The following is a 23,575-nucleotide window of genomic DNA, read 5'->3' on the forward strand; positions in this document are numbered from 1 at the left end:
ACATACCAAAAGGAAAAACAACCACAAGGAGGAACCACCATGAAGTACACAATCGAAGCCATAGAAAACGCAAAGCCCGGAATGCGCTGGGAAGAGATCGGATGCCAGTGGACGCTGGGGCAGGCCTACCTTTACAGCAAGGAAGCCGGAAACGACCTGCCGAACTTCGCCGAGGTCATTTGGGACGACGACATCGAGACAATCCTCGCAGACTGCAGGAAGCTGGGAGTGAAGGAATTTACGATAAGCTCCACCTTCTCAAGCCTGATCCTCACCATCGCCAAGTTCAAGGAGCTCGGCTGCACGCTGGACGGGATCGTAAAGATCAAGGAACGCTACACCCACTTCGGCAGCGACGAGCACACGCTCATCCCGGCCTTCAAGATGACGGTAAAGGAGGCGTAAAGAGAATGACAATCAATGAAGCAATGAGAACCTTAAGACTTCCGAACCCGACCACACCGGAGGATCTGGAATGCCGCTGGAGCAAGACGCTGCGGTTCGGAGACAAAATCCTGATGGCAGGCTACTACTACAACGGAGTGAATAAGCCCTGCTACTTCGGAGCAACCTACGAGTTCCTGACAGACGACACCAGCTGCGAAGGAACCATCGGACTTCACTCGGTAAGCGAGGTCGAGTTCGAAGATGATGGCCACGCCATAGCATGGGCGATGAGCCACGCAGAATAAGAAAACCCTGAGAATGAATATTCCGGGAGACTGAGCCGAATGGCTCTTTCTCTCGTACTGATACCGGATCGCATGCCGAACACGTCGGCTGGCGGTCCTTTATTTTGCCCTGAAAGGAGGCGGCGCCCGTGCCAATGCGAAAACTGAAAAACTATAAGCCGACCAAGTTCATGGCAGAGACTTCTCACTATGACAGGAGAAAAGCCGACTATGCCGTCTCCTTTATCGAGTGCCTCTCGCACACCAAAGGGACCTGGGCGGGAAAGCCATTTGAGCTAATCGACTGGCAGGAACGCATCATAAGGGATCTCTTCGGCATCGTGAAGGAAAACGGCTACCGCCAGTTCAACACCGCTTACATCGAAATCCCCAAAAAGATGGGAAAATCCGAGCTTGCTGCAGCTGTAGCACTTCTTTTATGCTGCGGGGACGGTGAACAGCGAGCCGAAGTCTACGGATGCGCCTCCGACCGTCAGCAGGCATCGATTGTTTTTAACGTGGCAGAAGACATGGTGAAGATGTCGCCGGCTCTTGCCAAGCGCGTGAAGATTTTAGCCTCACAAAAGCGGCTCATCTATAAGCCGACCAACAGCTTCTATCAGGTACTCTCCTCTGAGGCCTATACCAAGCACGGCTTAAACATTCACGGCGTGGTCTACGACGAGCTTCACGCCGCTCCGGACAGAAGGCTTTTTGATGTCATGACCAAAGGCTCGGGCGATGCCCGCATGCAGCCGCTCTACTTTCTGATTACTACCGCAGGAACCGATACCCATTCCATCTGCTATGAGCAGCATCAAAAAGCACTGGATATCCTGCGCGGCAAAAAGCATGACCCAACCTTTTATCCCGTAATCTACGGTGCTAAAGAAAGCGATGACTGGTCAGATATTGAGGTTTGGAAGAAAGCCAATCCCTCCCTTGGCATCACGGTGGGACTGGATAAGGTGAAAGCCGCCTTCCTGCAGGCTAAAGAAAACCCTGCCGAGGAGAACCTGTTTCGTCAGCTTCGCCTGAACCAGTGGGTAAAGCAATCAATCCGCTGGATGCCGATGGACAAATGGGACGCCTGTGCCTTTGATGTGGATGAAAAGGCACTCGAAGGCAGAATCTGCTACGGAGGCCTTGACCTCTCATCCACCACCGACATCACCGCCTTTGTGCTGGTCTTTCCGCCTCGTGATGAAGACGAGAAATACACTATCCTTCCGTACTTTTGGATTCCCGAAGAAAATGCGGAATTAAGAGTGCGCCGTGACCATGTGCCCTATGACATCTGGATCAAAGAAGGTGCGATGCAGACTACGGAAGGAAATGTCATCCACTACGGATTTATCGAAAAATTCATCGAGCATTTAGGCGAGCGCTTCAACATTCGAGAGATTGCCTTTGACCGCTGGGGAGCCGTTCAGATGGTGCAGAACTTAGAGAACATCGGCTTTACGGTCGTTCCTTTCGGTCAGGGCTTTGCTTCGATGTCGCCTCCCACCAAAGAACTGATGAACCTCGTGCTTTCCAAGCGCCTCGCACACGGCGGACAACCCGTCCTTCGCTGGATGATGGATAACATCTTCATCCGAACCGATCCTGCTGGAAATATCAAAATCGACAAAGCCAAATCCACCGAGAAAGTCGACGGTGCCGTTGCGCTTGTAATGGCACTCGACCGAGCGATCCGCATGGGATGCGACACGAGCGAGTCAGTCTATGACAGCCGCGGCATTTTATTTTTGTAAAGGAGATTTTGCCTATGGGATTTTTACAATCACTTTTTCATTCAAGAGATAAGCCGAAAGATCAAACCGCCGGCTCTGCCTTTCGCTTTTACTTCGGGCACACCACATCGGGAAAAGCGGTGACGGAGCGCTCTGCCATGCAGATTACTGCCGTCTATGCCTGTGTAAGAGTTTTAGCTGAGGCGGTCGCCGGTCTTCCGCTTCATCTCTTTCGCCTCAAAGGAAATGCCGGCAAAGAGAAAGCGACGGACATCTCCCTTTACTTTTTGCTGCACGATGAGCCGAATCCGGAGATGACCTCATTTGTCTTCCGAGAAACCCTCATGTGCCATCTGCTCTTGTGGGGCAACGCCTACGCACAGATTATCCGAAACGGCAAAGGTGAAGTTGTCGCCCTATACCCGCTCATGGCCAACAAAATGACGGTTGACCGGGATGAAAATGGCACTCTTTACTACGAATATCAGGTCAGTAAAAGCGATGCTCCAACGCTTAAAAACGGACGGGTAAGGCTTTCTCCTTCTGAGGTACTCCATATCCCGGGCTTGGGCTTTGACGGTCTTGTCGGCTACAGCCCGATTGCGATGGCGAAAAACGCTCTCGGCATGGCAATGGCCACCGAAGAATACGGTGCGGCATTCTTTAAAAACGGTGCCAACCCCTCCGGTATTTTGTCGATGCCAGGCGTGGTGAAAGACCCGGAAAAGATCCGACAGTCTTGGGAGCAGGGCTTTGGCGGATCGCAGAACTCCAACAAGGTCGCCATTTTGGAAGAAGGCATGACCTATACGCCGATTTCCATCTCACCAGAAGCCGCGCAGTTTCTTGAGACGCGTAAGTTTCAAATCGATGAGATTGCCCGCATCTTCCGCGTGCCGCCCCATATGATCGGAGATCTCGAACATGCGACCTTTTCCAATATCGAGCACCAATCTTTGGAGTTTATGACCTACACCCTGCGTCCGTGGCTCGTGCGCTTTGAGGAGTCCATGCAGCGTTCGCTTCTTTTGCCCGAACAAAAGAAAGACTATCTCATTCGCTTTAACGTGGACGGGATTTTGCGAGGCGATTATGAGAGCCGCATGCGAGGTTATGCCACCGGCATACAAAACGGCATCTTCTCGGTCAACGATGTGAGGCGCTTAGAAGATATGGATCTGCTCTCAAAAGAAGATGGCGGCGATTTGCATGTCTTAAACGGCAATGTCGTGAAGCTTGCCGATGCGGGATCGGCTTATACGAAAAACAAGGAGGATACCGATGAACCGACAGAAGAAATTTTGGAGATGGACGAAAAACAAAAGTCCCGATCCAAACGAAAATGAAACACGAACTTTATACCTGGACGGCGTGATTGCCGAGGAGAGCTGGTTTGACGATGAAGTCACACCGGCTCTTTTTAAATCCGAACTTGATGACGGCACAGGCAACATCACCGTCTGGATCAACTCACCGGGAGGCGACTGCTTTGCGGCCGCTCAGATCTATAACCTGCTTTTGAACTATCAAGGCAAGGTGACGGTCAAGATTGACGGTCTTGCGGCATCCGCCGCATCAGTCATTGCGATGGCGGGAGATGAGATTCTCATGAGTCCTGTTTCCATGCTCATGATCCATAACCCATCCACCGTGGCCATCGGAGATACACAGGATATGCAGCGTGCCATCGGGATGTTATCCGAGGTCAAAGAATCCATCATCGGTGCCTACAAGCAAAAAAGCGGTCTTTCTCATGCAAAGCTCGCTTCACTCATGGATGAAGAGACCTGGATGAACGCAGAAAAGGCAGTAGAGCTGCACTTTGCCGACCGCATCACATCAAGGCAGGATCTCTATCCTCAAGGCGAGAACGAAGATCCTACAAATGGTGAGAGTGCCGTGCTAAACGGAAAAGAATCTGAAAGTCTCACGGAGACACCGATGCTCTTTTCACGCCGCAAGGTCGCAGCCGCCATCAACAAAAAGCTCTGTGACTATGCGACGGCCTGTGAGGCAAAAACGCCTGCCCAAACGGCAGAACCGATTACCCACCGCTATAAAGTCAAGGACTTGGAAACACGCCTTGATCTTATCAAACACTTTATTTAAGGAGGAAACCTACCATGACGATTACTGAACTTTTGAACAAACGTGCCAAGACCTGGGAGGCTGCAAAGGCTTTTCTGGAATTCCATCGAGACAAAGACGGACTGCTTAGCGCTGAAGACGGAGCGGCTTACGACAAGATGGAAGCCGAGATCGCAGCCTATAGCACAGAAATTGAGCGCATGTGCCGTCAAAAGGACATCGAAGACAAGATGAGCAAGCCGCTCGGTACGCCGCTTACGGCAAAACCGTCCGTGCTTTCCACAGAGACGGAAGAAAAGCACGGACGTGCCTCCTCTTCCTATGCCAAGGATATGCTCGTTGCCCTGCGAAGCGGCTTTAAGCGCGTCTCGAACATCTTGGAAGAAGGCAAAGACGAAAACGGCGGCTATCTGGTACCTGAAGAATGGGACAGCCGCCTCATTGACAAGCTGACCGAAGAAAATATCTTCCGAAGCCTCGCCACGACCATCACCACGTCTGGCGAACACAAGATCAATATCGCGGCTACCAAGCCTGCCGCGGCATGGATCGAGGAAGGTCAGGCCTTAAGTTTCGGCGAGGCGACCTTTGATCAGGTGGTGCTCGATGCCCATAAGCTTCATGTAGCGATCAAGGTTACCGAAGAACTGCTCTACGACAATGCTTTCAATTTGGAAAGCTACATCATCGACCAGTTCGGCAAAGCACTCGGTAACGCGGAAGAAGATGCCTTCTTAAACGGCGACGGCAAAAACAAGCCGCTTGGCATCTTTGCCGCAACCGGCGGGGGAGAGGTTTCCGTCACACTCACGGGTACTGCGCTTAAAACTGACGATATCCTGACGCTCATCTACTCTTTGAAGCGCCCATACCGCAAAAACGCCGCGTTTATCTTAAATGACGCAACGCTTGCCGCCCTTCGAAAGCTCAAGGATAACAATCAGGCCTACATCTGGCAGCCGAGCTATCAGGCAGGAGAACCGGACCGTCTTTGCGGCTATCCGGTTAAGACCTCTGCCTTCTGCCCTGTTTTGGAGACAGGAAAAGCAGGCGTAGCTTTCGGCGATTTTTCCTATTACAACATCGGAGACCGCGGAACCAGAAGCTTTCAGGAACTTCGAGAGCTTTTTGCCGGAAACGGCATGGTGGGCTACGTTGCCAAAGAACGTGTGGACGGAAAACTGATCTTGCCCGAGGCCGTGCAGATTCTCAAAGCAGGTGCGTAAAAATAAACGTCTTAGCCATAAGGCGGCTCTCTTTATACGAGGGAGTCGCCTTTTCCTTGCAGGAAAGGAGGAAGCATGCTGAGCCTTGAAGACGTGAAAAACTATCTCCGCGTGGATTTTGACGACGATGACGCACTCATCGAGTCGCTCATACCCTCTGCCACCGAGCTGGTCAAAAACGTGGCACGAACCGAAGATCTCTCTTCTTTTGAAAACGGGCGCATTGCCGTGCTTTTTACGGTGGCCTATCTCTACGAACACCGAGAAGAAGCCGATCACCATGCGCTCACCTTGACGCTTCGCGCTCTTCTTTTCGGAGAAAGGCAGGTGAGCTTCTGATATGGATATCGCTCTTCTCAATGTCACCGTCACCTTCCAAAAAAGAACCGTGGAAAGTGATGCCATCGGAAACCAAATCGAAACGTGGAAAGACGACTACACCTGTGCCGCCACCATCTCAGGAGAAGGCGGTCGCGAAGTCTTTATCGCAGCTTCTGAAGTGGATAAGGCGGACATGGCGGTGACGGTCAGGTGGTGTACGGAAACGGCAGCGATGAACACGACAGACTTTCGCATCGTCTTTCAGGGCTGCGCCTACGACATCGAAAAAATTGACCACCTATCTTTCAGGAAGCGGGCGATCAAGTTTTTCTGCGTAAAGGAGAGAACCTGATGAGCCGAAAAGTCAAAATCTCCGGCCTTGCTGATGCCGTGATGGAAGAACTCAACGCCTATGCCAAAACGACAACGGAAGGCATGAAGCAAGCCGTCACCAAAGCGGCAACGACCACCAAAAAAGAAATCAAGGCGCATGCGCCAAAAAAGCACGGCGACTATCAAAAAAGCTGGACGCAAAAGAAAACTTCCGAGTCCTCCCATGCCCTGCAGGTGACGGTCTACTCTCGTAACCGCTACCAGCTGGCACACCTCTTGGAACACGGCCACGCCAAACGGAACGGCGGCAGGACGAGGGCAATTCCTCATATCGCTCCCGCCGAGACAATCGGTGAGGAGCAGCTTATGAAAGAGATCGAAAGGATGATCAAAGATGGATGAAATCATAGAAATGTTGACAGAGGTCGGACTTCCCTTTGCCTACGACCACTTCGAAGAAGGTCAGGCACCTGATCCGCCCTTTATCTGCTATGTAACGCCGGAGTCGCATAACTTTGCGGCAGACGGTCAGGTGTATTTTCCCGTGAACCGCTTTTATCTGGAGCTTTACACCGACAAAAAAGACCGTGCGCTCGAAAAAAGAATCGAAGACCTTCTTATCCGCCACGATCAGTTTTTCGACAAGGCCGAAGTCTATATCAACGCAGAAGACCTCTACGAAGTTTCCTATTCATTTGAGCTGAAAGGATGATGAAACATGGAAAATAAAAACAACAAAGTCAAATACAACATTAAAAACGTCTATGCCGCCAAGATGGCAGAAACCGTCTCGAACGGCGTATCCACCTTTACGTACGAAACACCAAAACCCATCCCTGGCGCGGTTTCGCTGTCGCTAGACGCGGAAGGCGAATCTTCTCCCTTTTATGCCGACGGCATTGTCTACTTTAGAACCGTCACCAACAACGGCTACTCCGGGGATCTCGAGATTGCTCTCATCCCTGAGTGGTTTCGCACCGAGATTTTGCAGGAGACCCTCGATGCCAAAGGGGTGCTCGTGGAAAACTCCAACACAGCAGAGTCTGTGAAGTTCGCTTTGCTTTTTGAGTTTGACGGCGACATCAAAGCGATCCGCCATGCCTTATATAACTGCACGGCCTCTCGTCCTTCCATCGAGTCGGAAACCAAAGAAGACACCATTGAGCCGGGAACGGAAACCCTGTCTCTTACCGCAGATCCAAGATCGGACGGCCTTGTCAAAGCCAAGACCGGAGATAGCACTGATGCTGCAACCTATGCGAACTGGTATAAGGCGGTCTACGTGCCGCAGGCAGGCACACCAGCAGGAGGAAAATAACCATGATTGAAAAGACCATTGACGTTTCGGGTGTACCCGTAAAGTTTCGCTCGTCTGCTGCTATCCCGCGCCTTTACCGAGCCAAGTTCGGACGAGATATCTTCAAGGACTTAGCGAAGCTCGAGAAAAGCTATCAGGGCAAGAAAGATGAGGACGGCGGCTTTCCCGTTGAAGACTTAGAGATTTTTGAAAACGTCGCCTACATCATGGCGCTGCACGCAGACAAAAGCGTGCCCGCTTCCATTGAAGAGTGGCTGGACGGCTTTGAGATGTTTTCCATCTATCAGGTACTTCCTGAAATCCTCTCCCTTTGGGGTGAGAACTTAAAGACGGAGGTCTCACCAAAAAAAGGCAAATAAGAAGCGAGCGGCCCATGACAACGCCACTTCTTATGCTTCGTGCCTGTCAGATCGGCATTCCCATTGTGGACATGGATCTCATTTCCATCGGGCTGCTTCTCGATATGTGGACGGAAAAAGCAAACGACAGTGCAAGTTACAGGCGGCTTGCCACACAAGAAGATTTTGACCGCTTTTAGCACCCGATGAGGTGTTTTTTTATTGTTCAAGAAAGGAGGACGCATGGCCTCACGCATCAAAGGCATCACCGTGGAAATCGGCGGAGATACCACGGGACTGGATAAAGCCTTAAAACAAGTGAACTCCACCATCCGCACAACGCAGTCCTCCTTAAGAGATGTCAACCGCCTCTTAAAACTCGATCCGAAAAACACGGAGCTTTTGGCGCAAAAGCAAAAAATGCTGAAAAACGCCATCACAGCAACCAAAGAAAAGCTTGATACCTTAAAGACAGCCCAGGAACAAGCCAAGGCACAGCTGGAATCGGGAGACCTCGGCCAGAACAAATATGACGCACTGCAGCGTGAGATTGTCGAAACCGAACAAAAGCTTAAAGGCCTGCAGCAGGAAGCAATCAACACCAACGCAGTCTTTTCCAAGATGGATGCGGCAGGAGCCGCTTTCACCAAAGCGGGTGACGCTATCACGGGCGCGGGGCAAAAGATCATGCCGGTTTCTCTTGCCGTGGGAGGACTTGGCGCACTGGCGGTCAAGACCGCAGGTGACTTTGATGAAGCGATGTCGAAGGTCTCTGCAATATCCGGAGCTACCGGAGAGGACTTTCAGGCCCTGCGCGATAAAGCACGTGAGATGGGCGAAAAGACGAAGTTCTCCGCCACCGACGCGGCTAACGCCATGAACTACATGGCGATGGCCGGCTGGAAATCGAAAGACATGATCTCCGGTATTGACGGCATCATGAACCTTGCCGCCGCATCCGGAGAAGATTTAGCCCTCACTTCCGATATCGTGACCGATGCCTTAACCGCCTTTGGGCTTTCCGCGAAAGACTCCGGACACTTTGCCGATATCCTCGCCGCGGCGTCGTCCAATGCGAACACCAACGTCTCCATGATGGGTGAAACCTTTAAGTACTGCGCCCCGATTGCAGGCGCCTTGGGCTTTAGCGCTGAAGATACCGCAGAGGCCATCGGCCTTATGGCAAACTCCGGGATTAAATCCACACAGGCAGGCACCGCCCTTCGTACCGTCATGACCAACCTCAGCAAGGACTTCACCATTTCAGGAAAATCCATCGGTGAGGTCACAGTGGCCACGACCAATGCGGATGGTTCCATGCGCTCTCTTTCCGACATCTTAGGTGACTGCCGGGAGGCCTTCTCGGGACTTTCCGAGTCCGAAAAGGCACAGGCGGCAGAGTCATTAGTCGGAAAGCACGCCATGAGCGGCTTTCTCGCCCTCATGAACGCGGCCCCTGCCGATATCGAAAAGCTGTCTTCCGCCATCGACAACTGTGATGGCTCGGCAGAAAAGATGGCAGAAACCATGCAGGACAACCTTCCCGGACAGCTCACCATCTTAAAAAGTCAGCTGCAGGAACTTGCCATCTCCATCAGTGATGCCTTAATGCCTACGATCCGAAAACTCGTCACCTGGCTTCAAAACTTCGTTGACAAGTTAAACGGCATGGACGAAGGAACGCGTAACACCATCATCAAAATCGGACTTTTTATCGCCGCCTTGGGGCCTGCACTGATTGTGATCGGCAAGCTGACCTCATCGATCGGATCGCTTATCACGACCTTTTCAAGCGTAGGGAAAGCGGTCACCGGCTTCATGGTCAACATGGGCGGCATGTCCGGTCTCATGAGCAAAATAGGAGCTGCCATCGGCGGCATCTCCGCTCCCGTGGTGGCGGTCGTTGCCATCATCGGCACACTGGTTGCCGCTTTTGTGCATCTGTGGAACACCTCAGAAGGTTTCAGGGATTCCATTATCGGCACGTGGGACAGCATCAAGGAGGCTTTTTCAAACTTCGCATCCGGCATCACCGAACGCATCAACGCCTTAGGTTTTGACTTTCAGTCCTTCGGCGAGCTGGTATCTGCCATTTGGAACGGTTTCACCGAGCTTTTGGCGCCGGTATTTGAGAACGCCTTTTCAGCAATTGCCGCGATTTTACAAGGAGCCCTCGACATCCTGACGGGCATCTTTGATATTTTCGCAGGGCTTTTTAGCGGCAACTGGAGTCAGCTGTGGAACGGCATCAAGGAAGTCTTCTCCGGCATCTGGACGGCCATCTCCGGAATTTTCACGTCTGTCTGGGAAGTCATCAAAGGCGTGACGAACACCGTGCTCTCCTGGTTTGGCACGAACTGGAGCGAGGTTTGGACGGCGATCAAGACCTTCTTTGAGAACACCTGGAACGGGATCGTCTCCTTTTTCACCGGCATCTGGGAAGGAATCAAGTCTGTTGTCACGGGAGCCGTAAGTGCTGTGTCCAACACGGTCTCCTCGGTTTTCACGGCCATCAGCACCACGGCATCCAGTATCTGGAACGGCATCAAAAACATGATTTCCGGTGTGGTAGGTGGGATTAAGTCAACCGTCTTAAATGTGTTTAACGGCGTGAAGTCTACCGTGACAAACATCTTTAACGGAATCAAGAGCACGGCCACCTCCGTATGGAACGGCATCAAGTCCGCTATCACCGCACCGATCGAAGCGGCTAAAAACACCATCAAAGGCATTATCGATAAGATCAAAGGCTTCTTCTCCGGCCTTCACATCGAGCTTCCGCATATCAAGCTGCCGCATTTTTCGATCTCCGGCGGCTTTTCCATCGTGCCGCCCAGAGTGCCGCACCTTTCCATTGACTGGTACAAGGAAGGCGGCATCATGACGAGACCGACCCTTTTCGGCATGAACGGAAGTGCCCTTATGGCGGGAGGCGAAGCGGGATCGGAGGCGATTTTGCCGCTCAAGTCTTTCTACGACAAGCTCGAAGGCATGCTTGCCGCCCGGGACACAACACTCATGGAAAAGTACCTCGCCATCATCGCCGGAAATTCGGAAAAAGACATCGTACTGGACTCCGGTGCGCTGGTCGGAGCACTCACACCAAAACTGGATGGAGCCTTGGGAAGACGCGCCGCTTACGTAGGAAGGAGGATGAAATGAACCAAAACATAGGCTTTGGAGCCACTCTAAACGGCAAACACACGTGGAAGAATTACGGGCTTGTCGTATCCAACACCGACGTGGTCGGTATGCCAAAGCCTAAAACACTCATCGTTGAGATTCCCGGATCATCCAAGCGCCTCGATCTCACAGAGGCTCTGACGGGACGATGCGAATACGAAGGACGCACGCTCTCCTTTACGCTTGGCGGCATCGGAAAGATCGAAAGCTGGGCAGGAAGGCTCCGAGCCTTCCTCGACGAAATACATGGAAAGCATGTCAAGGTCATCTTGGACTCCGAGCCGGAATACTACTTTGAAGGCCGAGCCGAAGTAAAAAACTTTGAGCGCACCCGCGCTTTGGGACAAATTGAGCTGGAGATTGCCTGCGATCCGTATAAATGGGAGCTTGCCGCAAGCGATGAGGATTGGCTTTGGGACTCGTTTAACTTTGAAAGCGGCATCATCCGAGACTATCGGGATGTGAGCGTAAGCTCTTATACCGACCTTCTTGTTCCCGGATCGCACGTTCCGATGGTGCCGACGTTTCATGTCAGAAACTACCAAGAAACCGAAGGCAGGAAAAACTACGTCTACTCCATCAAGCTGAGAACGTCGTGGATGCTTCATGCCGGCACAAATCGTTTCGCCGACCTTGTCATTCCTGAATCCGGCGACACGCTGCGCTTTTTTGGAACTTACACCGTCACCGTATCTGTGAGAGGAGGAAGCCTTTAATGTACCAAGTGTTTTTAGATGAGCACGTGCTCTATATACCGGGCGATGATGAGGCTGTTCTTATTGATCCGGTGCTGGAGCTGGCGCTTGGAAAATCCGGCACATTTTCTGCCCGCGTACCGAAGATCAATCCGCTCTACGAAAAGCTCAAAGCGCTGGATTCCACCGTCCGTGTGGAGCGTGACGGTGTGGCACTCTTTTACGGCCGCATTTTATCGGTTGAGCGGGACTTTTACGGCACCAAGAGCATCACCTGCGAAGGAGAACTGGCCTTTCTTTTGGACTCCGTGCAGGAGCCTTCCGAATTTCATGATGTCTCGCCCCGCGCTTTTCTTGAGACGCTTATTGCCAAGCACAACAATCAGATGGCAAAAGACGGCGCGCACAATAAGCGCTTCACGGTCGGGCAGGTCACCGTTACCGACCCCAACGACTCGCTTTACCGCTACACCAACTGGGAGACCACCTTGGATGCCATCACCGACAAACTCGTCAAACGCTTGGGCGGCTTTCTTCGTGTGCGCCATGTGGGAGAGATTCGCTATCTGGACTATCTTGCAGAATCCGATAACACCAACACACAGGTGATTGAGTTCGGAGAAAACCTCCTTGACTACACCGACACGCTTTTGGCAGAAGACATCGCTACCCGTGTGATTCCGCTTGGCAAAAGGCTTGAGACATCAAGCATTGCCGCGCTTGAGGAATATACCACCATCAAGAGCGTCAACGGTGGCAAGACTTATGTGGAGTCGCCTTCCGCCATTCAAAACTTCGGTATCGTCACCAAAACCGTGAGCTTCGAAAATGTCTCTGTACCTGCCAACTTAAAGAAGAAGGCGGAAAAATATCTTAAGGACAGCCAGTTTGCCGATGTCACCCTGACACTCACCGCTGTCGATCTGCATCTTGTGCATGCCGATATGGAAGCGATGAAGATCGGAGATCGTATTCGTGTCATCTCGCCGCCTCATGGCATGGACAGGTTCTTTCCGCTGACGGAGCTTACGATCGCTTTGGATCACCCTGAATCCTCTACGGTGGTACTTGGAACCGAAGTGAAGGCAGGTCTTTCTGAGCGAAGCATCAGCGAGAAAAAAGAACTGGTCGAGCGCATTGAGCGGCTTCCCACACAGTCCGACACGCTTCGCCTTGCCAAGGATAACGCCACCGCTCTTATCACAGCAGCTACGACCGGACACGTCGTGACCCGCAAAAACGAGATTCTCATCATGGACACAGCGGACAAGGCGACGGCAAAGAAGGTCTGGCGCTGGAACTTAAACGGGCTCGGCTACTCCAAGACGGGCTACAACGGCACCTACGGCACGGCGATCACCATGAACGGCGCCATCGTCGCCGACTTCATCACGACCGGCACCTTAAACGCTGACCTCATTCGGGCGGGAACCTTAAAAGACAAACAAGGAAACAACAGCTGGAACATGAGCTCAGGAGCACTCACAGCAAAGAAGCTATCGATCGACTCCCCAAACTTCAAGCTCACGACCTACGGTTACATGACGGCAAAAGGCGCAAGCATCGACGGCTCCATCACGGCAAGCTCCGGAGACACCAAAGTTCGTGTGGGCTATGGACACCTTTCCATCTATTACAACGACAAGGAGATGGGACTGATTGGCGGAAACAGCTTTGCGCAATCAAACTCCATTGCAGGGCTGAACTTCGACCTCGAAAACACCGGAGACTACATGACCTGGGCCGCACAGCCTGCCTCAGGTGGAAACTACAACATGGTATGGACTTATGCCAGATCCTCGTTCAGCGGATTTACCGGAGGAGCCTTAAACGCCGGCTGCGACATCGACATGCACAACTACACTTTAAAAAACGTGAACTTTGAAGGCGGCGGCATCTCCGGCACCGCAAACTTCGTGAAGATCAACTCGATGAGCTCGGACGGCACAGCCGCGAACTGGTCGAACAACTGCTACATGACATTCAAAAACGGAATTCTTATCGACGGAAGATTCTAAGGAGGAACAGTCAAATGGAAGAACATGAACTCATCAACGGAAAACCCAACGAACAGGAAGCCGAAAAACCGTCCGAGACGATTTTTCAGATCAAAGACGAAGAATGGAAGAAAGCTGTCGAGATCATCTTAGGCACCGACAAGCACGAAGAAATCTCAGATAAGGATGCCTCTGAGCTCATTGCGGCTGCCCGCAATTTCAGAAAGATCATCGACTTCTTCGTGAAGCTCTTTGGAGGTGGTATGTGATGGAAAAAGAGATGCCCCTCATCCTGCGCCTTGAAAAAGCGAGAAACGAACTGAGATACGCACTCAACCAAACTGCCGGAAAGTATGAGCTTCCCGGTTTTTTACTTGACCTCATCATAGAAGCCTTGCTCTCAGAAGAAAAAGGTCAGCGCATAGCCCTTATGAGCGAGCAGATCAGCACAACAGGTGGAAAGGAGGAAAAAGAACATGGCCAACGTGAAAACCTATCTCAGTAAAATTTTATCGGCCGTCTACGGCAAAGACGTGCGCGGAGCCATCCACGACTCGATTGCCGCCATCAATCAGCAGGTTGAAACCACGACATCTGGCGAAGCTAACCGTGTTCAGGCGGAAAAAGAAAGAGCATCCGCTGAAACATCCCGCAAAAATGCTGAAACAGTAAGAACGAATGCCGAGGCATTACGGCAAAATGCAGAAAGTTCACGAAATGAAGATGAAAAAAAGCGCGAAAACTCTACCAATGAGTTGAAAAGCCGTATGAATGAAAAACTGAACACAGTTGACCAGAAGATCAGCGAAATGCAAAATCGAGTGCAAGAAGCTATTGACGCTGTTCCTAAATCTGTTCTCACACTTGATGCAACGCTTTCCAAAGAAGGCTATGCGGCGGATGCCAAAACAACGGGCGATGCGATCGCAGTACTAAGAAAAGGAAAAGAGCGAAAAATTTTTCCTCTGACAAGTAGCAATCCAGCTGTAGCATTCGAAAAGAAAGTTATCTGATCGTTGAGGGACCTTTCGCTACCCTTTATTTCACGGCTTCTATTCGCTCCCTTACAGATAATTCCTTCGGACCACTGTTGACTTTATGTGTTTCACCAATTAAGCCTGCTTCTGCAATCGTTGGAACAGCATTTATCATGGAGGAGGAATATAGTCGTCCTCTTATCATGCTTGAAACAGGCGCTCTTTGCCTGATGATAAATCCTAACCAATCATCTGCCACTGCAACCAATGCACCTGTTCTTAAGGAGTTTGAGAATCTGAATACCCAGGACACCCCGGTTTCAGATAGGCCACCTAAGCCGGACCCAAACGGAACATATACACTAACAGGAAGTATAATCTATCTCGCCACAGAAACTCAAGAATAAGCACCTATCCACTATTTGTTCGCATAAAGCCGTACTGACGGTTTTTTTTATGTTCAAAATCAAAGGAGGAATCTATTATGAAAGAATTCTGGACAACCATTCAACTTATTTTTGTCGGCATCGGAGGCTGGCTCGGCTATTACTTAGGAGGCTTTGACGGACTTCTCTATGCGCTGATCGCCTTTGTCATCTGCGATTACGTGACAGGCATTATGTGCGCCGTCTCCGATAAAAACCTCTCAAGCGAAGTCGGCTTTAAAGGCATCGCCAAAAAGGTCGTGATCTTCATTCTGGTCGCCGTTGCCAACATCATCGACACTAACGTCATCACACAGGGCGCGATTCTTCGCACGGCCGTCATCTCCTTCTATCTCTCAAACGAAGGGCTGTCGCTTGTGGAAAACGCGACTCATCTGGGACTTCCTGTCCCGGACAAACTCAAGGCGGTCTTGGCACAGCTTCATGACCGCGCAGAAAAGGAGGAAAAATAACTATGACTATAAAAGGAATTGATGTATCAACCTGGCAGGGATCGATTGATTTTAAGCGTGTAAAACAAAGCGGGATTAACTTCGTCATTATTCGTGCAGGCTACGGCTCGGCACTTTCTCAAAAAGACAAGTGGTTTGAGACGAACTACGCCCGCGCCAAAGCGGCAGGTCTTCACGTAGGAGCCTATTGGTACTCCTATGCGGGAAGCGCCGCAGAGGCACGCGAAGAAGCACGTGTCTGCAAACAGGTGCTCTCCGGCAAGCAGTTTGACTATCCCATCTACTTTGATTTGGAAGAAAAGTCACAGCTTGCCCGCGGACGGGCTTTTTGCGACTCGCTCATTCGAGCCTTTTGCAATGAGATGGAAGCTGGCGGCTATTTTGCCGGATTCTACACATCGCTCTCAGCAGCAGTGAACAACGTTTCCGCTGATGTGAGAAACCGCTACGCCTTCTGGGTAGCGCAGTGGAACAGTCGCTGCACCTATCAGGGACAGTACGGTCTTTGGCAGTATTCCTCGAGCGGCTCGGTGCCGGGCATCGCAGGCAGATGCGATATGGATCTTGCCTATGTGGATTATCCCTCCATCATCAGGAAAGGCGGCTTTAACGGCTATGGCAAAGGCACAAGCTCCGCCCCCGCAAGAAAGTCTGTCGATACGCTGGCCCATGAAGTCATCTCCGGTGCTTGGGGAAACGGTGAGGACAGAGTAAATCGTCTTACCCAAACAGGCTACGACTACGACGCGGTGCAGGCACGCGTAAATGAGCTTTTAGGCATAAAGCCGAAAAAGTCCATCGACACACTTGCCCGAGAGGTCATCCGCGGCGACTGGGGAAACGGTAAGGACCGTGTAAACCGCCTGACGAAAGCAGGCTACGATTACGAAGCTGTACAAAAACGAGTAAACGAACTGCTCTAAGCTGAATGCATTGATATGCCCGCAAGGCGTGAGGAGAGATCTTCACTCCCTTGCGGGCTTTTTTATTTTGTCCGCTCAACTTCTTCAAAAACCTCCAGTGGAACAGTGGAAGGCAGAAAAAGATTCGTCCATAACGCCTTCGTCTCTTCAGGGAGTGTTAGAGGGACAACAAGACCTGCCCTCTGTCTGGAGGGATGATATGACAAATGATGAAAAACAAAGCATTTACAACATGAGACGAAACGGTGCAAGTTATGCCGTAATTGCTGCCATCTTAAATCTATCGAAAAGCACCGTGGCTTCCTTTTGCCAAAAAGAAGGCCTGAGAACAGGTTCCTCAAAAGCTTTAACAGCACTACGCTACTGCAAGTATTGCGGAAAGCCACTGCCCGTCAAGGAAAAAGGGAAAGAGCAAAAATTCTGCTCAGAGCACTGCCGGATGAGCTGGTGGAAAGAGCATCCGGAAGAGCTGAATAAAAAGGCAATCTATATATTCACCTGCCCATGCTGCGGAAAAACTTTCACTTCCTATGGCAATGCGCACAGAAAGTATTGCAGTCATGCTTGCTATATCCAAGACCGATTCGGAGGCTCTCATGAAGACTGAAGCCTTCGCATCCGAGCTTGCCTATGAAGTATCCCGCTCCATCCTCTTTTCTTGGCTCAAGCAAAACATCATCGATAAAGAGGAATTCATTCGTCTCGACCACGCACTCCTAAAGCGATACCACCCCGGCTTAGGTGCCTTATTTACTTGCTATTTCAGCTCTTTAGAGTGATGTATAGACACGGAAAGGAGACGATTCTATGGCTGAAATCATAAAAATCGAAGCAAAGAAATCACCGCTGCCAAACCGCAAAAAAGTCGCCGCCTATGCCCGTGTCTCTATGGAAACGCAAAGGCTGCACCACTCACTGGCGGCACAGATCAGTTTTTATTCTGATTTGATACAAAAGAACCCCGAGTGGGACTATGCCGGAGTCTATGCCGATGAAGGCATCAGCGGCACATCAGTGGAAAAACGTCCCGAGTTTATGCGCATGATGAAAGACTGCAAGGCCGGAAAAATAGACCTCATCTTAACGAAATCCATCTCCCGATTCGCGCGTAACACGGTCGACCTCCTAAAAGTCGTAAGACAGTTAAAAGACCTCAACATCGAGGTCCGATTTGAAAAGGAAAAAATCAACTCACTTTCAGATGACGGTGAGCTGATGCTCACGCTCCTTGCCTCTTTCGCACAGGAAGAGACCATCAGCATCTCCAACAACGTTAAATGGGCCATCCGAAAACGCATGTCCGAAGGAAACCCGAATATGCGAAATATCGTCTATGGCTACCGCTGGAAAGATGACACCCTGATTGTTGTTCCCGAAGAAGCAAAGATCGTGCGGCGCATCTTTCAAAACTTCCTTGATGGAAAATCACGCCTTGAAACCGAGCGTGAATTTGCAGAGGAAGGCATTACAACCAGAAAGGGCAACCGCTGGACGGACTCCAATATTAAGGTTGTTCTGACCAATGTCACTTATACGGGAAATTTGCTCTGTCAAAAAGAGTTTGTCGAAGATCCCATTACCAAGAAGCGCAAGAAAAACCGCGGTGAGCTTCCTCAGTATTTCATCGCAAACACCCATGAAGCGATTATCGACAAGGAAACTTTCGACTATGTGCAAGAAGAGATGGCAAGAAGACGTGCTCTGGGACCTCGGGCAAACAAGAGCCTGAACATCTACTGCTTTACCGGAAAAATCAAATGTGAGCTGTGCGGGAAAAGCTATATGCGAAACGTCCGAAACAACCGTGCCAAGCACTCCAATCTTGGGAATAAAGTCATCAGCTGGGTATGCGGTTCCAGCAAGAAAAAGTACAGTACATGCTCGGCAAAAGCCATCCCGGATCGAATCCTTAAAACTTGCTGTGCCAAAGTGCTCGGTCTTGAGGATTTTGATGATGCTGTTTTTAACGAGCAAATCGATAAAATCACGGTACCCAAACAAGGGGTTCTCATTTTCCATTTCAAAGACGGACACAGCGTCACCGAAACTTGGGAAAATAACGCCAAAAAAGAATCGTGGGATGATGCGGCGCGCAAACGCGCCTCAGAATATAGGCGCACTCATGCCATGAAACGCTCGGACGTCACCTGCTTTTCAACTAAAATCCGATGCGAACATTGCGAATGCAATTTTCGCGCACAAACACAAAACTGTTCAACATCTCCCAGCGGAAAACGCAGATACTGGCGATGTGCCGAACATAACGGCTGTGACACCAGAGGATTCAGAGACGACCTTTTGCGCTCACTTACCGTAGAGGTCTTAGGTCTTGATGCATTCGATGACGCTATTTTTCTTTCGAAGATCGACCATATCAGCGTCCTTAGCCGAGAAGACCTTATCTTTCATTTTTATGATGGAAAGGAAATTGCTCGCAAGCTGATCCAACCTACGCACGAAGGACACAAGTGGACAGAGGAACAGCATGCGAAATTTAAAGCATCCATCAAAGAATGCTACGCGTCAGAGCGGCACAAACCGATACGAAAGGAGAAGCTATGGCCAAACAAGTAACCACGATACCCGCCAGCATCAAACCCTTCTCCAAAACACCGCTCACCACTTCACGCAAACGCCGCGTGGCAGCCTATGCCCGCGTCTCAACGGACTCCGATGAGCAGTTTACCAGCTACGAGGCACAGGTAGACTACTACACAAATTACATTAAAGCCAGAAATGACTGGCAATTTGCGGGTGTCTACACCGACGAAGGGATCACCGGTACCAATACCAAAAAGCGAGAAGGCTTCAAACGCATGGTCAAAGACGCCCTTGACGGAAAAATAGACCTTATCGTCACCAAATCGGTCTCGCGTTTTGCCAGAAATACCGTGGACAGCTTAACCACCATCCGAAAGCTTAAAGAGCACGGCACCGAGTGCTTCTTTGAAAAAGAGAATATATGGACCTTTGACTCCAAAGGCGAGCTTTTGATTACCATCATGAGCAGCCTTGCTCAAGAAGAATCTCGCTCAATATCCGAAAACTGCACCTGGGGACAAAGAAAGCGCTTTGCTGACGGCAAAGTGACCGTGCCCTTCAAACGTTTCTTAGGCTATGACCGCGGAAAAGACGGAAACCTCGTCGTCAATCCCAAACAGGCAAAAATCGTCAAACGCATCTATGCGATGTACCTGCAGGGAAAAACCTACCACCTCATTGCAAAGGCTCTGACCGAAGACGGTATCCCGTCACCTGCAGGAAATCCTCGCTGGAACCCAAGCAACATCAAATCCATCCTTACCAACGAAAAATACAAAGGCGATGCGCTCCTGCAAAAGTCCTTTACCACGAACTTTCTTACCAAAGAGCACAAGATAAACGAAGGCGAAATTCCGCAGTACTACGTGTCCGGAAACCACGAAGCCATCATTGAACCGGAGGTGTGGGAACTCGTACAACGCGAGATGGAACGGCGCAAAAACGAAAAAGGAAGACACAGTGCCGTGAGACTTTTCTCCGGCAAGGTCTACTGTGGTGAATGCGGAACAAGGCTCGGTTCAAAAGTCTGGCATTCCAACGACAAATACAAGCAGGTTATCTGGCAATGCAACAGGCACTGCAAGAAAAACTCCCCCTGCAAAAACGGCGTGCATCTTACCGATGAGGAGCTAAAAGCCGCCGTCCTTTCTGCGACCAACAAGCTCATAGAGAATAAAGATGAGATTCTTAATAGCTTTCAAGAGATTGTCGGAGGCGTTTATGATACTCACACCTTGGAAGGCGAAAAAGCCAAGCTGGAAAGCGAGATGGATGTCTGTGCCAAGATGATCGAAGACCTTATCCGCCAAAATGCTGCCATCCCGCAAGACCAGAGCGAGTACCAAGCAAAGTACGAAGATCTGGAACGCTTCTACAATAGAAAAAAAGGCGGCCTTAGCGAAGGTCGAAGGAAAGCTCAAAAAGATGCAGGCGACCAAAGTCGATATCAAGTTCTGCCTGAAGCAGCTACAAAAACAAGACAGGCTTCTGCAAACATTCGACGAACAGAGCTTCTGTGCTCTTGTAGATCACATCACGGTATTCAGCAAAGAAGATATCCGCATAACCTTCAGAAACGGCAGCGAGATTTGCTCTTAGCCGCCGTTATTTCATCATCTGATCAAAATAAGAAATGAGCTTATGATATTCTGCCGTCTGTAAATCAAGTTTCTCATATCCATCTTGTTTGATCAGAAGGACCGTCCGGCAGACTTTCAGTAATAGTTCAATGTCATGCGTAATAATAAGTGTCGGGCGACCTTTGGCAAGTTCAAAGATAAGCTCGGCGATTTTATCCATGTGCATGTAATCCAAACCGCTGGTCGGCTCATCCAAAATAAGAATTTGCTTTTCACTCAAAAAAGCATTGGCGAGAGCCAGCCTTTGCTTTTGCCCGCCGGATAAGTTTTGCGGATGCTCGCTGCGTTTATTCCAAAGATCAATATGCTTAATGATCCAAGAGACCTCTGCCAAATAAGCATCGCTTATTTTTTTGCCGTTCGCGAGCGCCTCGTTTTCTACGGTATCAAAAAACAGCTGGTAGTCTACATCCTGCATCATGTAGTAGGCATTTTTCAGTCGTTCTCGCTGAGTTTTTCCCCATGAAATATCTTGCTTCTTGCCGGCAAGTCCGCAGAGAACACGACCTAAACTGCTTTTTCCGATACCATTTGTGCCGACAATCCCCATGATTTCATCGGAATGTAAGTCAAAGGATAAATTCGAGATGAGTTCTTTTTTGCCTACAGAGACATGAACATCCTTCGCAGAAAAAACACGCTCACCTGTCTTTGTCGTGTTGTGCGGAACAAGTGCGGAAAAATCTATCGCTCGAAGTCCCAAGTCTTTACAATCGGATGATTTCAGTTCGCCCGCATCAAATTCTTTGATAAAAGTTCCGTCTTTCATGACATAGAGCTTATCGTAGAGATCCTCCAAAAAATATAGTCGGTGTTCGGCGATGATGATGGTTCTACCCGACGCTTTGAGCAATTTCAGGATGCCTTGCAAATCTCGGATACCTTCTTGATCAAGGGAAGCTGAAGGCTCATCAAAGAAAATAATCTTTGTGTCATAAACTAAGGTAGAGGCAATAGCTACCCGCTGTTTTTCTCCACCGGAAAGTTCATTCAAATTTTTATCCATTAAGTGAGCAATGCTCATGTACTCAAAAGCTTTTTTCACCCGTTTTCTCAGTTCCGCCTGCGGCATGCCGAGGTTCTCTCCGACAAGGGCGACCTCATCTTCTGCCTTGCGGGTAAAGAATTGATCGGATGGATTTTGAAATACGTTGCCGATGACCTTAGCCAAGGTACCCGTCTTAAAATCATGCAGATTTTGATCCAATAATGTGACTTTGCCATCCAGTGTGCCTTCATACTGATCCGGTATGAGTCCGTTCATCACTCTGGTAAGCGTTGTTTTTCCGCAGCCGGAATTACCGGTGAGTACGACCAGTTTTCCCGGTGCAATCGCAAAATGAATAGCATGCAAAGATGACTTTTCTTCTCCTTGATAGGTAAAGCGCTCAATATTGACTTTCATGATGTCCATAGTGCAACTCCCAAAAGCGCCACACCGGCAAACAGGCTGATGCCATCTGCGAATTTAAAGCGCATATCATAATAACTGGTTTTTTCTCCTTCATACTCGATACCTTTGGCAATAATTGAAGAGACAAGCGTTTCGCTGACATGCAGACACTTATATACCAAAGGAACAAAGTACAGCTCAAAAGTGCGGACGGGATGCAAAAGGGAAGCATGAAAGCCGCGGATTTTCATACCGTTTCGAATCTCATGCAAGCGCAGGCCAATTTCATCCATAAAACGCAAAGCTGCAATCATGGCTACACTAACGGTGTTGGGCATATGAAGCTTGCGAAAACAGGCTAAGATTTTTGATGGGCTGGTAAGAATCAACACAATGCCAATATTAAAGATCGGTATGAAGCGGGCAATGAGTGCAAAAAGTCCTATAAAAATGCCTGTGACATATCCCAAATCAGCGAAGGCCAAAAGATACATCATGCCATAGGAAACAGAAAAGACAATAATCTGTCTAAGGAAGAGACCTGTCGAGGCATTTAAAGCAATCAACAACGTCAGAATAAGCACTGCCCAATAGACCGTTTGATTGCCAAAAAAGACCTGGAAGGACACCAGAATCGTAAGCGCGAAGAGCGTAAACGGATGCAGCTGTCCTTCCTTCTTTTTCTTTAGAGCTGATTCCTTTATCATCAGCTAAGCCTGCTTTGTTTACTATTCTTTTCAAAAAACTTGTTATTGATGAAAAGCCCGAAACGGCCGGCGATAAGCTCCAAAACAATGTTTACCAAAACGCAAATCACTATTACATTTCCGGTATAGCTGGCCACCATCATTTGCGCTTGCTCTAAACTCATGCTGCTGACAAAGCGTGCAATGTTTTCGGCACCCAACAACACAACAAATAGAATCGGATGCATGGCGTAAATAAACATTGATGCGCTGAAAGCCATGGCAATACGGTTTTTATTGCTGTAATCACCTACAATCAGTTCAGCTATGATACCGGCAACAACACAAATCGGTGTTGCAATCCAATAGCCCATTGCAATGTATAAGAGACCGATAATCAGCCAAAAGAGAAACGATGCACCTCGCTTTTGCACCTTGCGTGCCATGATGACATAGACCGGCGCGACAAAGAAAGCGCCAAATCCTGCGGATACATAAAGTGAAACCACGCCTAAAAGTCCCGTCAGCATACCGATGCCCATAGCCAGAACAAAGCCAATGACTCCAAGCACTGCAATTTGTACCACATTTTTAAGTTTCATAAAATCCTC

The 23,575-nt window shown here is 49.8% G+C and carries 28 protein-coding genes; 25 read left to right on the forward strand and 3 right to left on the reverse strand.

All coding sequences use genetic code 11. The annotated features are described in order from the left end of the window. Window positions 1-39: 39 nt before the first annotated feature. The 25 genes from BN98_RS06270 to BN98_RS06390 all read left to right on the forward strand — a co-directional run bounded on the left by BN98_RS06270 (window position 40) and on the right by BN98_RS06390 (window position 20,882). Window positions 40-405, forward strand: a complete 366-nt coding sequence (locus BN98_RS06270) for a DUF7698 family protein (protein ID WP_019190616.1) — start codon at window positions 40-42, stop codon at window positions 403-405. Between the two features lie 5 nt (window positions 406-410). After that, on the forward strand, window positions 411-692 hold the full coding sequence (locus BN98_RS06275) for an Nmad4 family putative nucleotide modification protein (protein ID WP_019190617.1): 282 nt from the start codon (window positions 411-413) through the stop codon (window positions 690-692). Between the two features lie 134 nt (window positions 693-826). After that, the gene (locus BN98_RS06280; protein ID WP_019190618.1) at window positions 827-2,428 is read left to right on the forward strand and encodes a terminase large subunit; all 1,602 of its coding nucleotides are present in this window, start codon (window positions 827-829) and stop codon (window positions 2,426-2,428) included. A gap of 14 nt (window positions 2,429-2,442) precedes the next feature. Next, the gene (locus BN98_RS06285; RefSeq protein ID WP_019190619.1) at window positions 2,443-3,753 is read left to right on the forward strand and encodes a phage portal protein; all 1,311 of its coding nucleotides are present in this window, start codon (window positions 2,443-2,445) and stop codon (window positions 3,751-3,753) included. After that, on the forward strand, window positions 3,689-4,516 hold the full coding sequence (locus BN98_RS06290; protein ID WP_019190620.1) for a head maturation protease, ClpP-related: 828 nt from the start codon (window positions 3,689-3,691) through the stop codon (window positions 4,514-4,516). The genes BN98_RS06285 and BN98_RS06290 overlap by 65 nt, the downstream gene beginning before the upstream one ends. Window positions 4,517-4,530: 14 nt before the next feature. After that, window positions 4,531-5,721 carry a phage major capsid protein gene (locus tag BN98_RS06295; RefSeq protein ID WP_019190621.1) on the forward strand — a complete coding sequence of 397 codons (1,191 nt, stop codon included), beginning with the start codon at window positions 4,531-4,533 and terminating at the stop codon, window positions 5,719-5,721. Window positions 5,722-5,796: 75 nt separating this feature from the next. Beyond that, window positions 5,797-6,060, forward strand: a complete 264-nt coding sequence (locus BN98_RS06300) for a head-tail connector protein (RefSeq protein ID WP_002563688.1) — start codon at window positions 5,797-5,799, stop codon at window positions 6,058-6,060. Window position 6,061: 1 nt separating this feature from the next. Continuing rightward, complete coding sequence (locus BN98_RS06305) at window positions 6,062-6,394, forward strand: phage head closure protein (protein WP_019190622.1); 333 nt, start codon at window positions 6,062-6,064, stop codon at window positions 6,392-6,394. Next, a complete protein-coding gene (locus BN98_RS06310; protein WP_019190623.1) occupies window positions 6,394-6,777 on the forward strand; it encodes an HK97 gp10 family phage protein in 384 nt (127 codons plus the stop codon). Before BN98_RS06305 ends, BN98_RS06310 begins: the two co-directional genes overlap by 1 nt. Then, the gene (locus BN98_RS06315) at window positions 6,770-7,087 is read left to right on the forward strand and encodes a hypothetical protein (RefSeq protein WP_019190624.1); all 318 of its coding nucleotides are present in this window, start codon (window positions 6,770-6,772) and stop codon (window positions 7,085-7,087) included. Before BN98_RS06310 ends, BN98_RS06315 begins: the two co-directional genes overlap by 8 nt. A gap of 6 nt (window positions 7,088-7,093) precedes the next feature. Continuing rightward, a complete protein-coding gene (locus tag BN98_RS06320) occupies window positions 7,094-7,693 on the forward strand; it encodes a major tail protein (protein ID WP_019190625.1) in 600 nt (199 codons plus the stop codon). A 2-nt stretch (window positions 7,694-7,695) separates the two neighbouring features. Continuing rightward, complete coding sequence (locus tag BN98_RS06325; protein ID WP_019190626.1) at window positions 7,696-8,052, forward strand: hypothetical protein; 357 nt, start codon at window positions 7,696-7,698, stop codon at window positions 8,050-8,052. A 14-nt stretch (window positions 8,053-8,066) separates the two neighbouring features. Next, complete coding sequence (locus tag BN98_RS08390) at window positions 8,067-8,231, forward strand: hypothetical protein (protein WP_019190627.1); 165 nt, start codon at window positions 8,067-8,069, stop codon at window positions 8,229-8,231. Between the two features lie 43 nt (window positions 8,232-8,274). After that, entirely contained in the window at window positions 8,275-11,193 is a 2,919-nt protein-coding gene (locus BN98_RS06330) for a phage tail tape measure protein (protein ID WP_019190628.1), read from the forward strand. Further along, window positions 11,190-11,930, forward strand: coding sequence for a hypothetical protein (locus BN98_RS06335; protein ID WP_019190629.1), 741 nt, complete (start codon window positions 11,190-11,192; stop codon window positions 11,928-11,930). The genes BN98_RS06330 and BN98_RS06335 overlap by 4 nt, the downstream gene beginning before the upstream one ends. Continuing rightward, window positions 11,930-13,927 (forward strand): phage tail spike protein, encoded by a 1,998-nt coding sequence (locus BN98_RS06340; protein ID WP_019190630.1) that lies wholly within the window; start codon window positions 11,930-11,932, stop codon window positions 13,925-13,927. The genes BN98_RS06335 and BN98_RS06340 overlap by 1 nt, the downstream gene beginning before the upstream one ends. Window positions 13,928-13,941: 14 nt before the next feature. Beyond that, on the forward strand, window positions 13,942-14,175 hold the full coding sequence (locus BN98_RS06345) for a hypothetical protein (RefSeq protein WP_019190631.1): 234 nt from the start codon (window positions 13,942-13,944) through the stop codon (window positions 14,173-14,175). Beyond that, window positions 14,175-14,411: a hypothetical protein gene (locus BN98_RS06350; RefSeq protein WP_019190632.1), complete on the forward strand. Its 237-nt coding sequence runs from the start codon at window positions 14,175-14,177 to the stop codon at window positions 14,409-14,411. Before BN98_RS06345 ends, BN98_RS06350 begins: the two co-directional genes overlap by 1 nt. Continuing rightward, window positions 14,383-14,919, forward strand: coding sequence for a hypothetical protein (locus tag BN98_RS06355; protein ID WP_040942766.1), 537 nt, complete (start codon window positions 14,383-14,385; stop codon window positions 14,917-14,919). Before BN98_RS06350 ends, BN98_RS06355 begins: the two co-directional genes overlap by 29 nt. Window positions 14,920-15,367: 448 nt before the next feature. Continuing rightward, window positions 15,368-15,781, forward strand: coding sequence for a phage holin family protein (locus BN98_RS06365; RefSeq protein WP_019133546.1), 414 nt, complete (start codon window positions 15,368-15,370; stop codon window positions 15,779-15,781). A gap of 2 nt (window positions 15,782-15,783) precedes the next feature. Then, window positions 15,784-16,704, forward strand: coding sequence for a GH25 family lysozyme (locus tag BN98_RS06370; RefSeq protein WP_019190634.1), 921 nt, complete (start codon window positions 15,784-15,786; stop codon window positions 16,702-16,704). A 199-nt stretch (window positions 16,705-16,903) separates the two neighbouring features. After that, window positions 16,904-17,311, forward strand: a complete 408-nt coding sequence (locus BN98_RS06375) for a helix-turn-helix domain-containing protein (protein ID WP_019190635.1) — start codon at window positions 16,904-16,906, stop codon at window positions 17,309-17,311. Beyond that, window positions 17,301-17,483, forward strand: a complete 183-nt coding sequence (locus tag BN98_RS06380) for an SHOCT domain-containing protein (RefSeq protein WP_019190636.1) — start codon at window positions 17,301-17,303, stop codon at window positions 17,481-17,483. Before BN98_RS06375 ends, BN98_RS06380 begins: the two co-directional genes overlap by 11 nt. A gap of 28 nt (window positions 17,484-17,511) precedes the next feature. Beyond that, window positions 17,512-19,278 carry a recombinase family protein gene (locus BN98_RS06385; RefSeq protein ID WP_019190637.1) on the forward strand — a complete coding sequence of 589 codons (1,767 nt, stop codon included), beginning with the start codon at window positions 17,512-17,514 and terminating at the stop codon, window positions 19,276-19,278. After that, the gene (locus BN98_RS06390) at window positions 19,263-20,882 is read left to right on the forward strand and encodes a recombinase family protein (protein WP_338045869.1); all 1,620 of its coding nucleotides are present in this window, start codon (window positions 19,263-19,265) and stop codon (window positions 20,880-20,882) included. Before BN98_RS06385 ends, BN98_RS06390 begins: the two co-directional genes overlap by 16 nt. On the opposite strand, the gene BN98_RS06395 is transcribed toward BN98_RS06390, so the two are convergent. From BN98_RS06395 to BN98_RS06405, 3 genes are read right to left on the reverse strand one after another with little or no spacing between them, the layout of a single operon-like run. Beyond that, the gene (locus BN98_RS06395; protein WP_040942768.1) at window positions 20,851-22,299 is read right to left on the reverse strand and encodes an ABC transporter ATP-binding protein; all 1,449 of its coding nucleotides are present in this window, start codon (window positions 22,297-22,299) and stop codon (window positions 20,851-20,853) included. The two genes, BN98_RS06390 and BN98_RS06395, sit on opposite strands and share 32 nt — an antisense overlap. Beyond that, entirely contained in the window at window positions 22,287-22,985 is a 699-nt protein-coding gene (locus tag BN98_RS06400) for an energy-coupling factor transporter transmembrane component T family protein (protein ID WP_019190639.1), read from the reverse strand. Before BN98_RS06400 ends, BN98_RS06395 begins: the two co-directional genes overlap by 13 nt. Next, window positions 22,985-23,566 (reverse strand): MptD family putative ECF transporter S component, encoded by a 582-nt coding sequence (locus BN98_RS06405; protein WP_019134606.1) that lies wholly within the window; start codon window positions 23,564-23,566, stop codon window positions 22,985-22,987. The genes BN98_RS06400 and BN98_RS06405 overlap by 1 nt, the downstream gene beginning before the upstream one ends. Between the last annotated feature and the right edge of the window lie 9 nt (window positions 23,567-23,575).

The organism is Levyella massiliensis (assembly GCF_000308275.2).
In the GTDB taxonomy this organism is placed as follows: Bacteria; Bacillota; Clostridia; order Tissierellales; family Peptoniphilaceae; genus Murdochiella; species Murdochiella massiliensis_A.

Excerpts from the sequence above, each read along its gene's own strand:
- BN98_RS06405 (WP_019134606.1), bottom strand. The coding sequence starts at position 23,566 with ATGAAACTTAAAAATGTGGTACAAATTGCAGTGCTTGGAGTCATTGGC.
- BN98_RS06350 (WP_019190632.1), top strand. The coding sequence starts at position 14,175 with ATGGAAAAAGAGATGCCCCTCATCCTGCGCCTTGAAAAAGCGAGAAAC.
- BN98_RS06340 (WP_019190630.1), top strand. The coding sequence starts at position 11,930 with ATGTACCAAGTGTTTTTAGATGAGCACGTGCTCTATATACCGGGCGAT.
- BN98_RS06390 (WP_338045869.1), top strand. The coding sequence starts at position 19,263 with ATGGCCAAACAAGTAACCACGATACCCGCCAGCATCAAACCCTTCTCC.
- BN98_RS06270 (WP_019190616.1), top strand. The coding sequence starts at position 40 with ATGAAGTACACAATCGAAGCCATAGAAAACGCAAAGCCCGGAATGCGC.
- BN98_RS06370 (WP_019190634.1), top strand. The coding sequence starts at position 15,784 with ATGACTATAAAAGGAATTGATGTATCAACCTGGCAGGGATCGATTGAT.
- BN98_RS06295 (WP_019190621.1), top strand. The coding sequence starts at position 4,531 with ATGACGATTACTGAACTTTTGAACAAACGTGCCAAGACCTGGGAGGCT.
- BN98_RS06275 (WP_019190617.1), top strand. The coding sequence starts at position 411 with ATGACAATCAATGAAGCAATGAGAACCTTAAGACTTCCGAACCCGACC.
- BN98_RS06305 (WP_019190622.1), top strand. The coding sequence starts at position 6,062 with ATGGATATCGCTCTTCTCAATGTCACCGTCACCTTCCAAAAAAGAACC.
- BN98_RS06315 (WP_019190624.1), top strand. The coding sequence starts at position 6,770 with ATGGATGAAATCATAGAAATGTTGACAGAGGTCGGACTTCCCTTTGCC.
- BN98_RS06300 (WP_002563688.1), top strand. The coding sequence starts at position 5,797 with ATGCTGAGCCTTGAAGACGTGAAAAACTATCTCCGCGTGGATTTTGAC.
- BN98_RS06395 (WP_040942768.1), bottom strand. The coding sequence starts at position 22,299 with ATGGACATCATGAAAGTCAATATTGAGCGCTTTACCTATCAAGGAGAA.
- BN98_RS06380 (WP_019190636.1), top strand. The coding sequence starts at position 17,301 with ATGAAGACTGAAGCCTTCGCATCCGAGCTTGCCTATGAAGTATCCCGC.
- BN98_RS06375 (WP_019190635.1), top strand. The coding sequence starts at position 16,904 with ATGACAAATGATGAAAAACAAAGCATTTACAACATGAGACGAAACGGT.
- BN98_RS06400 (WP_019190639.1), bottom strand. The coding sequence starts at position 22,985 with ATGATAAAGGAATCAGCTCTAAAGAAAAAGAAGGAAGGACAGCTGCAT.
- BN98_RS06365 (WP_019133546.1), top strand. The coding sequence starts at position 15,368 with ATGAAAGAATTCTGGACAACCATTCAACTTATTTTTGTCGGCATCGGA.
- BN98_RS06280 (WP_019190618.1), top strand. The coding sequence starts at position 827 with ATGCGAAAACTGAAAAACTATAAGCCGACCAAGTTCATGGCAGAGACT.
- BN98_RS06285 (WP_019190619.1), top strand. The coding sequence starts at position 2,443 with ATGGGATTTTTACAATCACTTTTTCATTCAAGAGATAAGCCGAAAGAT.
- BN98_RS08390 (WP_019190627.1), top strand. The coding sequence starts at position 8,067 with ATGACAACGCCACTTCTTATGCTTCGTGCCTGTCAGATCGGCATTCCC.
- BN98_RS06385 (WP_019190637.1), top strand. The coding sequence starts at position 17,512 with ATGGCTGAAATCATAAAAATCGAAGCAAAGAAATCACCGCTGCCAAAC.
- BN98_RS06320 (WP_019190625.1), top strand. The coding sequence starts at position 7,094 with ATGGAAAATAAAAACAACAAAGTCAAATACAACATTAAAAACGTCTAT.
- BN98_RS06355 (WP_040942766.1), top strand. The coding sequence starts at position 14,383 with ATGGCCAACGTGAAAACCTATCTCAGTAAAATTTTATCGGCCGTCTAC.
- BN98_RS06325 (WP_019190626.1), top strand. The coding sequence starts at position 7,696 with ATGATTGAAAAGACCATTGACGTTTCGGGTGTACCCGTAAAGTTTCGC.
- BN98_RS06335 (WP_019190629.1), top strand. The coding sequence starts at position 11,190 with ATGAACCAAAACATAGGCTTTGGAGCCACTCTAAACGGCAAACACACG.
- BN98_RS06310 (WP_019190623.1), top strand. The coding sequence starts at position 6,394 with ATGAGCCGAAAAGTCAAAATCTCCGGCCTTGCTGATGCCGTGATGGAA.
- BN98_RS06330 (WP_019190628.1), top strand. The coding sequence starts at position 8,275 with ATGGCCTCACGCATCAAAGGCATCACCGTGGAAATCGGCGGAGATACC.
- BN98_RS06290 (WP_019190620.1), top strand. The coding sequence starts at position 3,689 with ATGAACCGACAGAAGAAATTTTGGAGATGGACGAAAAACAAAAGTCCC.
- BN98_RS06345 (WP_019190631.1), top strand. The coding sequence starts at position 13,942 with ATGGAAGAACATGAACTCATCAACGGAAAACCCAACGAACAGGAAGCC.